At 70.4% G+C, this 9,324-nt stretch carries 8 protein-coding genes; all 8 read left to right on the top strand.

All coding sequences use genetic code 11. The features are described 5' to 3' along the window. Positions 1-1,095, top strand: a 1,095-nt coding sequence (locus H0H10_RS06460) for an LLM class flavin-dependent oxidoreductase (RefSeq protein WP_188179867.1), incomplete at its 5' end; no start/stop codon positions are given. Next, positions 1,092-1,751 (top strand): FMN reductase, encoded by a 660-nt coding sequence (locus tag H0H10_RS06455; protein WP_188179866.1) that lies wholly within the window; start codon positions 1,092-1,094, stop codon positions 1,749-1,751. The genes H0H10_RS06460 and H0H10_RS06455, both read left to right, overlap by 4 nt. Before the next feature lie 19 nt (positions 1,752-1,770). Then, positions 1,771-2,229, top strand: a complete 459-nt coding sequence (locus H0H10_RS06450) for an SsgA family sporulation/cell division regulator (protein ID WP_188179865.1) — start codon at positions 1,771-1,773, stop codon at positions 2,227-2,229. Positions 2,230-4,377: 2,148 nt separating this feature from the next. After that, entirely contained in the window at positions 4,378-5,751 is a 1,374-nt protein-coding gene (locus H0H10_RS06445; RefSeq protein ID WP_306420936.1) for a dihydrolipoyl dehydrogenase family protein, read from the top strand. Positions 5,752-5,807: 56 nt separating this feature from the next. Next, the gene (locus H0H10_RS06440; protein WP_188179864.1) at positions 5,808-7,004 is read left to right on the top strand and encodes a low temperature requirement protein A; all 1,197 of its coding nucleotides are present in this window, start codon (positions 5,808-5,810) and stop codon (positions 7,002-7,004) included. 388 nt (positions 7,005-7,392) lie between these two features. Beyond that, complete coding sequence (locus H0H10_RS06435) at positions 7,393-8,055, top strand: hydrolase (RefSeq protein ID WP_188179849.1); 663 nt, start codon at positions 7,393-7,395, stop codon at positions 8,053-8,055. 47 nt (positions 8,056-8,102) lie between these two features. After that, positions 8,103-8,627: a DoxX family protein gene (locus H0H10_RS06430; RefSeq protein WP_188179848.1), complete on the top strand. Its 525-nt coding sequence runs from the start codon at positions 8,103-8,105 to the stop codon at positions 8,625-8,627. Next, positions 8,620-9,324 (top strand): YoaK family protein (locus H0H10_RS06425; protein WP_188179847.1); only part of this gene is annotated, 705 nt, incomplete at its 3' end. The genes H0H10_RS06430 and H0H10_RS06425, both read left to right, overlap by 8 nt.

Here is a 9,324-nt window from a genome sequence, read left to right as displayed (position 1 = left end):
GTCACGCCGGACCCGACCACGGGCCGTACGCCGACCGAACGTGAGCGCATCAAGGCCATGGTCGCCATCGCGCTGAAGGCCGAGGAGGTCGGCCTCGACGTCTTCGCGACCGGCGAGCACCACAACCCGCCGTTCGTGCCCTCGTCGCCGACCACGATGCTCGGCTACATCGCGGCCCGGACCGAGCGGCTGATCCTGTCCACGTCCACCACCCTCATCACCACGAACGACCCGGTGAAGATCGCCGAGGACTTCGCGATGCTCCAGCACCTGGCCGACGGCCGCATGGACCTGATGATGGGACGCGGCAACACCGGCCCGGTCTACCCCTGGTTCGGCCAGGACATCCGGCAGGGCATCAACCTCGCCGTCGAGAACTACGCCCTGCTGCACCGCCTGTGGCGCGAGGACGTCGTCGACTGGGAGGGCAAGTTCCGCACCCCCCTGCAGGGCTTCACCTCCACGCCGCGCCCGCTGGACGGCGTGCCGCCCTTCGTCTGGCACGGCTCGATCCGCTCCCCCGAGATAGCGGAACAGGCCGCGTACTACGGCGACGGCTTCTTCCACAACAACATCTTCTGGCCGGCCGACCACACCAAGCGGATGGTCGAGCTGTACCGGACCCGGTACGCCCACTACGGGCACGGCACGCCCGAGCAGGCCATCGTCGGCCTCGGCGGGCAGGTGTTCATGCGGAAGAACTCGCAGGACGCCGTGCGCGAGTTCCGGCCGTACTTCGACGTGGCGCCGGTCTACGGGCACGGCCCGTCGCTGGAGGACTTCACGGAGCAGACGCCGCTGACCGTCGGCTCGCCGCAGCAGGTGATCGAGAAGACCCTGTCGTTCCGCGAGTACGCCGGTGACTACCAGCGCCAGCTGTTCCTGATGGACCACGCCGGGCTGCCGCTGAAGACCGTGCTGGAGCAGCTCGACCTGCTCGGCGAGGAGGTCGTGCCGGTACTGCGCAAGGAGATCGCCAAGAACCGGCCCGCGAACGTGCCGGACGCGCCCACCCACACCTCCCTGCTGGCCGCCAAGGACACCGGCAGCACCGCCGCCACCGAGGGCACCGACAAGGAAGGAGCCCGCGCATGAAGCTCGTCGTCGTCTCCGCGGGACTGAGCGTCCCGTCCTCCACCCGGCTGCTCGGCGACCGGCTGGCCGCTGTCGCCGCCCCCGCCGCCACCGCGCCCGAACCGCAGCGGGCCGACGTCCAAGTGATCGAGCTGCACGACCTCGCTGTGGAGATCGCGCACAACTTCACCAACGGATTCCCCGAGAAGGATCTGGCCGACGCCTTCGACGCGGTGGCGCAGGCCGACGGCCTGATCGTCGTCACGCCCGTGTTCTCGGCGTCGTACAGCGGACTGTTCAAGTCGTTCTTCGACGCCCTGAGCGTGCACGACGAGGGCGCGCTGGCCGGGAAGCCGGTGCTGATCGCCGCGACCGGCGGCACCGCCCGGCACTCGCTCGTCCTGGACCACGCCCTGCGTCCGCTGTTCGCATACCTCAAGGCCGTCGTCGTCCCGACCGGCGTCTACGCCGCCTCCGAGGACTGGGGCGCCGGCGGCCTCGACCGCCGGATCCAACGGGCCGCGGGCGAACTGGCGGCCCTGATGTCAGGACTGACCACCGCCGGTCCCCAGCCCCGGCGCGACTCCTTCGAGGAGGTCACCCCCTTCGAGGAGCGCCTCGCCGCGCTGCACCACCTTCCCGAGCCGGCCGAGGCACACCGCGCCTCGGGGACGTGACTCGAGAGGCTGCTTCGTCATGGACCCGCACTCGCTCCCGCACGACGGGGTACGGCAACCGGACGGCGTCATCGCCCTCACCCTGACCACCACGCTGGTGCTGGGACGGGACAGGACGGCGCCGCTGCCCGTGTGTTTCCGCTACGACCGGCAGCAGCCCTTCGCGGTGCTCCTGGAACTGCCCGAGTCGGGCGGCCTGGGCAGCGCCCGTTGGGTCTTCTCACGGGACCTTCTCCAGTCGGGTCTGCACAGGCCCTCTGGGGAAGGTGACGTGCGCGTCTGGCCACCGTGCTGCTGCAACGACAGGCCGGACGTACGCATGATGCTACGCGACAGCTCGGCCTCCGCCCTGCTGGACGTCCCTGTCCAGCCACTGCGTGAATGGCTGGTCTCCACCTGGGAGGCGGTTCCGCCCGGGGACGAGAACGCGCTGATCGACTGGGACTCCGTCACGGAGGCACTGCTCGGGGAAGGCTGATCGCTCACCTGCCGTCGTGGGACCGGTGCCGCCTTCCTGGTCACCGCCCTGGCCTTCGCCCTCGCGGGGCTGGGCGCGCACCACATCTTCATCGGCGGCGCGGCCGGTTCCCAGTTCGGGTCCGTCGTGTACCAAGCGGGCGGCTGGACAGGCCTCACCGTCCTGGGAGCCGCTCTTCCTCTGGCGGCGCTCACCTCCTGGGCCTTCGAGCGGCGCGGCGGTGCAGGCGACGTGAGGTGACGTGCCTCGTCCGACCCGCAGTTACCGGCCGTGCCATGCCGGGACGGCTCGATCGTGCACATCGCGCTGAAGCCGCTGGACGCAGGTGCGGCCCGGATCGAAGCAGGGCGGCAAGCAGACCCCGGCTCCAGCCGGGCGACACGTTCGTCCACGACACCCCGGGCCCGAGGGACGGCAGCAAGGGCGCGAACCCGGCGGCGGCCGCGTTCCAGGCGGACACGTCCTCCGGTTCCTCATCCTGGTTGACCATGGCGACGCGGTCGTCGGGCAGAGGAGCGACGACCCGCGCGGCCCCGGCCGTCGCCATGCCATGTGCTTCCCTCCCGGTGTCACCGGTGGCCTCCGCCTCGGCCCCTGGGACGCGGGCTTCCGGCGGACCGATTCCGCCTCCGGTTCGGCCCCGGGGGCAGTCGGTGTGGCCCAGGCGCTCCCGGAGGCGCCGAGCAGTGCTGAGGCATCGGTCGCGTCGGGCCGCTCACCACTGCGCCGGCCGGGAGCGGCAGGTGTCCCCGTCATGGGGGCCAGAAGAACCGGGGGTGCCACGAGGGGGGTGTTGTTCGGCTGTCCGGCCGTGTGGTCGCCTTCGGCCGGCAAGGCCGCGTCAAGCTCCGTCAGGCCCGACCCATCCGGCGCGGCTCCCGCCACCGGGACACCTTCCTCGGCGTCCGGCGTCCACTCCTGTGTCCACGGCACCGCACCCTCGCCGCCCAACAGACCGGCGGAGTCCGGACGTTCAGCACCCCCGCTGCCCGCCCCGGCCCCGGCGCCCATTCCCGGAGACATCGGCATCATCCGCATACCCGGCACACCCACACCGGCGGACCGCATCCCGGGCAGGAAGACCAACCGGTTCCTGTCCGGGTCCACGAGCTGCGTCTGACGCCCAGTCAGTGACCGGACCCGAACGGAGCCACCATGGCCACGGAAAGCCTCGATCGCGGTGGACACGGCCCAGAAGCCTTGGTCGACGACCAGCGGATCGCTCCGGTACCGGTCAACGGCGCCACCCAGTCCGCTTGGCCGTGCCACCGCGACTCCCCGGTAGGCGGGCAAGCGCAGCAGGCCCGCCTTGACGCAGCGCACGAGCGCCTGCGTGGCCTCCGTCGCCCTGTTCTGCACTGCCGCGTCCACCCCTGGCCACTCCGGCGTCAGATACAGGTGCAGGGCCGCCAGGTCCGTCAACCTGCTAAGCGTCTCGTAGCGGAGGTCCGACTGCCGCGACGCTGCCGGAGCGAGCCGCGACACAAGGGTGTCGATCGTCTGACGGAGGTCCTCCCCGTACGTCTGCCACAGCCGGTCCTGTGCCGTGGCGGCTCTGCCAGGCGACGCTCCCTGGATGGCGAAGTGGGGCACGTACCGACGTCGGTGTCGGTCGCCGGTCGCCGTCTGGGCAGCGCTCATCAGCATGGAACCTCAGGGAGTCGGGAGTACGCGAAGGTCGCCCACGACCATAGGAAAGCGGGCGGGCGGAGCGCGCCGCGCCGGCCCACGTCAGCACGAAGTGCCGTGACCTCTTCCTGTAGCTCCGCGGTGCGCGCGACAGCGTCCCGGTCCTCGACGAGGATCTCGTGGCCTCCGGCATCCGCGACAGCGTCGCGGGTACCTCCTCCACGCCGTCCGGGGGCTGCGAGATGGACGTGGTCTCGGTGACGTGCCGCGGTTGTCCTCGGCGACACACCGCGCATCAAGGAGTGGTGCTTCTGGCAGCGGCGGTAGAGGATCTACGGGGCTTGCAGGAGTACATCCGGGCCTTGAGGGACAGGCCGAGCGGAGCGCACGGCGGACCGCGCAGGCCCGGACCGACGCTCTCGTGCAAGCATCCGTGCGCTCTCGGGCTCCTCCCACCGCAGGACGGCCTTAACGTCAGCAGCCGATGACGCAGGGCAGACGGGTGGACGAGGAACGGCGATGAGTATGAGCGAACGGGCGGACGTGATCGTCCTGGGGCTGGGGCCGGGCGGCGAGTACGTCGCGGGCGCGCTGGCCGAGGCCGGCCTGGACGTGGTGGGAGTGGAAGCGGAGCTGGTCGGGGGCGAGTGTCCGTACTGGGCGTGTGTTCCCAGCAAGATGATGATCAGGGCCGGCAATGCGCTCGCCGAGGCCCTCCGGGTTCCTGACCTGGCCGGGACGGCCGATGTGACAGCCGACTGGAGCAAGGTGGCCGGACGCATCCGCGAGGAGGCCACCGACGGCTGGAACGACCAGGTCGCGGCAGACCGACTGGGGGCGAAGGGCGTCCGTCTCGTCCGGGGAACGGGCCGCCTGGCCGGGCTCCGCCGGGTGACGATCGGCGACCGCACCGTCGAGGCCCGGCGCGGTGTTGTGCTGGCCACGGGCACCCGGCCTCGTATCCCGTCGGTGCCGGGGCTCTCGGGCACCCCGTACTGGACGAACCGGGAGGCCATGGCGGCCGCGGACCTGCCAGCATCCATGATCGTGCTGGGAGGCGGGGCCGTCGGAGTGGAACTCGCTCAGGTCTTCGCCCGTTTCCGGTGCGCCGTCACGGTGCTCGAAGGGCAGGACCGCCTGCTCGCCCAGGAAGAGCCCGAAGCGGGCGAACTGGCCGCGCAAGCCCTCCGGGCGGACGGCGTCCGTATTCTCACCGGCATCCGGGCCCGGCGGATCATCCACGACGGCACCGCCTTCACGGTCCAGGTCGGCGGAACGGACGACGAGACCCTGCGCGCCGAACGGTTGCTCGTCGCCGCCGGGCGCCACGCCGACCTCGCCGCGCTGGCCGTGGAGACCGTGGGACTCGACCCCACAGCACCGGCCGTCCCCACGGACGGCCGGATGAGGACGCCCGCGGAGGGGCTCTGGGCTGTCGGCGACCTCACCGGCAAGGGTGCCTTCACCCATGTGTCGATGTACCAGGCGGAGATAGCCGTCCGGGACGTCCTCGGACGCTCCGCCCCCGACGCCGACTACCGCGCCCTGCCTCGTGTCACCTTCACGGACCCCGAGATCGGGGCAGTGGGACTGACCGAGCGGCAGGCCCGGGCGCAGGGACTCCGAGTGCGCACCAGCGTGCTTCCCTTGGCCTCGTCCACCCGTGGCTGGATTCACGGACCGGGCGGCGAGGGGTTCGTCAAGGTCGTCGAGGACGCCGACCGCGGCGTGCTGGTCGGGGCCACGTCGGCGGCGCCGGCCGGCGGCGAACTGCTGTACGGGCTGAGCGTCGCCGTCCACGCCGAGGTGTCCGTTCGCCGGCTCATGGAGATGATTTACGCCTATCCCACCTTCCACCGGACGGTCGGGGCAGCCCTGGGAGCCCTCCGCTGAGCCTCAAGCAAAATCCCGGGAAGGCCGCGGCCGTTTCCGCGCCTCGGCGGCGCACCATGTCGGGCCGCGACCCCGCAGAGGCACACCGGTCCGCCACCCCGCTGGAACTCTTCGTCGACCTGTGCTTCGTTGTGGCCGTCGCCCAGGCGTCGGAAAGCCTTCACGAGGCACTGGCCCACGGTCATTACGCTTCCGGTGCGCTGCGCTTCGCACTGGTCTTCTTCACCGTCTGGTGGGCCTGGATGAACTTCACCTGGTTCGCCTCCGCCTACGATCCCGACGACACTCCGTACCGGCTGACGGTGCTGGTACAGATCACCGGGTCGCTCGTCCTGGCCGCCGGCGTCGCCCGTGCCTTCGACCACGGTGACCTGCTGGTCATCACGCTCGGATACGCGGTGCTGCGCACCGCACTGGCCGCGTTGTGGCTCCGGGCCGGGCTGGCCGACTCCGCCCGGCGCCGAACGACACTCCGGTTCGCAGCCGGCGTGACGATCTGCCAACTGGGCTGGATCGCCCTGCTTTTCCTGCCTCAAACGGTTCAACTACCGGGCGTCATCGTGATGATCCTCGCTGAAGTACTGGTGCCCGTGTGGGCACAGTCCGCCGGAATGACTCCCTGGCATCCGCATCACATCGCCGAACGCTACGAGCTGTTCACCCTCATCGTGCTCGGTGAGTCGGTCGCGGCCGCGACCGTCGCCGTCCGGGGAGCGTTCGACCGCAACCACAGCACGGGGGAACTGTATGCTCTGGCCGGCGGCGGCCTGCTGATGGCCTTTTCCATGTGGTGGCTGTACTTCACCAAGCCCGCGCATACGCTGCTCGCCACCACGCACCAGGCCCACAGCAGGCGTTTCACCTGGGCCTACGGCCATTACTTGGTCTTCGCGTCGGCTGCAGCCGAAGGAGCGGGCCTGGCGGCCTACGCCGATCACCTCGCCGGCCATACGGGCGCGTCGTCCGTGGCTCCCGCGATGACCGTCACCGTACCGGCTGCCGTTTTCCTCGTCACCGTGTGGGCGGTGCACCTACGGCCGCACCAGAGACGGGCTGCCGAGTGCCTGCCGTTCGCCTTCTCCGCCGTCGGCATCCTGCTGGCCGCCTGGCTCCCGGCGCCCGCGCTCCTCACGGGCCTGCTGCTGGCCGGCCTTGTCGCGGTGGTGACCGTGCGGCAGCGGAACGGCGACGGTGGCGGCACACCACACCCGGCCGAGCAGCAGTGCGTTACGGGTCAAACTTCAGTGCGCTGATCAGAAAAGTGGTCACGAGACTTCGACGTAGCGTGACTGTCATAGCCGCCGCACAGAGTTCCTCGCGAACCTCTCCAACCTCTCGCCCGGACTCGGACGCTGCCCCATGAACATGACGAGCCGTAACCCCACGGCCCCGCAGGAGGTTGTCGAAGGTGTCCACTATGCCGGTCGGCGGGCTGATACCTCACGCCACCGACGAAGCGGCGGTCCTCGTAGTCCGCAACGCAACGGGGTCCGCTCGCCGCGGCAAGGTCTGGCCGTGCGGCGCGAGCAGGCGGCGTCGGCTGCCCCGCCTCCGCCATCGGGTTCTGTCCCTATGACCTTCTTTTCCGGATCGCGGGCGACCGTCCGTGATCGTTGCAACCCATCATTGAAAGGTATTCTCATGGTCGACATTGCTCAGGTCACTGCTGCTCCGAGCCCGGACCTGCTGACTCCGGACAACTGTGCGGTGCTGTTCGTGGACCACCAGCCGCAGATGTTCTTCGGCACGGGCAGCGGTGACCGTACCGCGATCATCAACGCGACGGTCGGTCTGGCCAAGGCTGCCAGGGTCTTCGGTGTTCCCACGGTGCTGAGCACGGTGGCCGCGGAGTCCTTCTCCGGTCCGCTGATGCCGCAGCTCGCGGACGTCTTCCCCGGTCAGGAGATCATCGACCGCAGCACGATGAATGCCTGGGAGGACACCGCCTTCGTCGAGGCCGTCAAGGCGACGGGGCGTAAGAAGCTGGTGATCGCGGGCCTGTGGACGGAGGTCTGTGTGGTCCTGCCCGCGCTGTCCGCGCTCGCCCAGGGCTACGAGGTCTACGTCGTCACCGACGCCTCCGGCGGCGTGAGCCCGCAGGCCCACGAGCACGCCGTCCAGCGGATGGTCCAGGCCGGCGTGGTGCCGGTGACCTGGGTGCAGGTGCTCCTGGAGCTCCAGCGTGACTGGGCCCGTCAGGAGACGTACATGCCCGTCATGGACGTCGTGAAGGAGCACGGCGGCACCTACGGTCTCGGGGTCGTCTACGCGCAGTCCGTCATCGGCGAGCACGCCGCCGGCTGACCCGCTTTACACGGTTGACGACACACGTCAGGAACAGGCACAACGCGATGGACAGCGGACTGTTGGTGCTCCGGCTGGTGGTGGGACTCCTCATCGCCGGGCACGGAGTGCAGAAAGTCAGTTTCCGGCTCGGGGGCAACGGACTGGCCGGGGGGACCGAGGAGTTCCGCCGTGACGGCTTTTGCGGCGGGAGACTCACCGCACTCGCCGCGGGCGGCAGCCAGATCGGTGCCGGCCTGTTCCTGGCGGCCGGCCTCCTCACTCCCCTGGCGGCGATGGCCGCCATGGGAGTGATGACGGTGGCCGGCACCGTCAAACGGCACAAGGGGCTGTGGGTGCAGAACGACGGATACGAGTACCCCCTGGTCCTCGTCACCGTCGCCGCGGCCCTCGCACTCACCGGCCCCGGCCGCTGGTCGCTCGACCACGCCTTCGGACTGACCGCCTGGCCGCTGTGGGTCCCGCTCGCGGCGATCGTCACCGGACCGGTCAGCGGGCTGATCACCCGCGCCGCACTGACCCACCCGCCCGCCACCGGCGACACCACGCACGAAGAGAGGCCGCATGCGTAGGCTGCTGACCGACGCCGCCCACACACTCCTGCCACCCAAGGGCGACCCGCACGGGCCGCTGCCACCACTCATGCTGGTGCTGACAGTGGTCACCGGCCTCATCGACGCCGTCAGCTACCTGGCACTCGGCCGGGTCTTCGTCGCCAACATGACCGGCAACGTCGTCTTCCTCGGCTTCGCCCTGGCAGGCGCGCCCGGCCTGTCCGCGGCGGCGTCCCTCGTCTCGATGGCCTCCTTCCTGGCGGGAGCACTGGCGGGAGGCAAGTACGGCACCCGGTTCGCCGCCCACCGCGGCCGGCTGCTGACCGTGACAACGGCCATCCAGGCCGTCCTCGTCGCCGGCACCGTGATCGCGGTCGCGGCCGCACACGGCGACGTCACCACCCCCGTCCGCTACACCCTCATCGTGCTCCTGGGCATCGCCATGGGCATGCAGAACGCAGTCGCCCGACGGCTTTCAGTCCCCGACCTCACCACCACCGTCCTCACCCTCACCCTCACAGGACTGGCCGCCGACACCTCACCCACCGCAGGAGCCAAGCCGGGCCGGCGCATCCTCTCCGTCCTCGCCATGTTCCTCGGAGCCCTCGCCGGCGCCCTCCTCCTGCACCACGTCGACCTGCTCACCATCCTCGTACTCACCCTGCTCCTCCTCACCGCCACCTCGGCAACCACACACCGCCTCTCGGCCTCCACC

This window comes from Streptomyces griseicoloratus, from assembly GCF_014534645.1.
Taxonomy (GTDB): domain Bacteria; phylum Actinomycetota; class Actinomycetes; order Streptomycetales; family Streptomycetaceae; genus Streptomyces; species Streptomyces griseicoloratus.
This window is presented reverse-complemented; position numbering and strand designations above follow the sequence as displayed.

What these genes read in the sequence shown, in the direction of transcription:
- H0H10_RS06455 (WP_188179866.1), top strand. Translation starts at nt 1,092, where the DNA reads ATGAAGCTCGTCGTCGTCTCCGCGGGACTGAGCGTCCCGTCCTCCACC.
- H0H10_RS06450 (WP_188179865.1), top strand. Translation starts at nt 1,771, where the DNA reads ATGGACCCGCACTCGCTCCCGCACGACGGGGTACGGCAACCGGACGGC.
- H0H10_RS06445 (WP_306420936.1), top strand. Translation starts at nt 4,378, where the DNA reads ATGAGTATGAGCGAACGGGCGGACGTGATCGTCCTGGGGCTGGGGCCG.
- H0H10_RS06440 (WP_188179864.1), top strand. Translation starts at nt 5,808, where the DNA reads ATGTCGGGCCGCGACCCCGCAGAGGCACACCGGTCCGCCACCCCGCTG.
- H0H10_RS06435 (WP_188179849.1), top strand. Translation starts at nt 7,393, where the DNA reads ATGGTCGACATTGCTCAGGTCACTGCTGCTCCGAGCCCGGACCTGCTG.
- H0H10_RS06430 (WP_188179848.1), top strand. Translation starts at nt 8,103, where the DNA reads ATGGACAGCGGACTGTTGGTGCTCCGGCTGGTGGTGGGACTCCTCATC.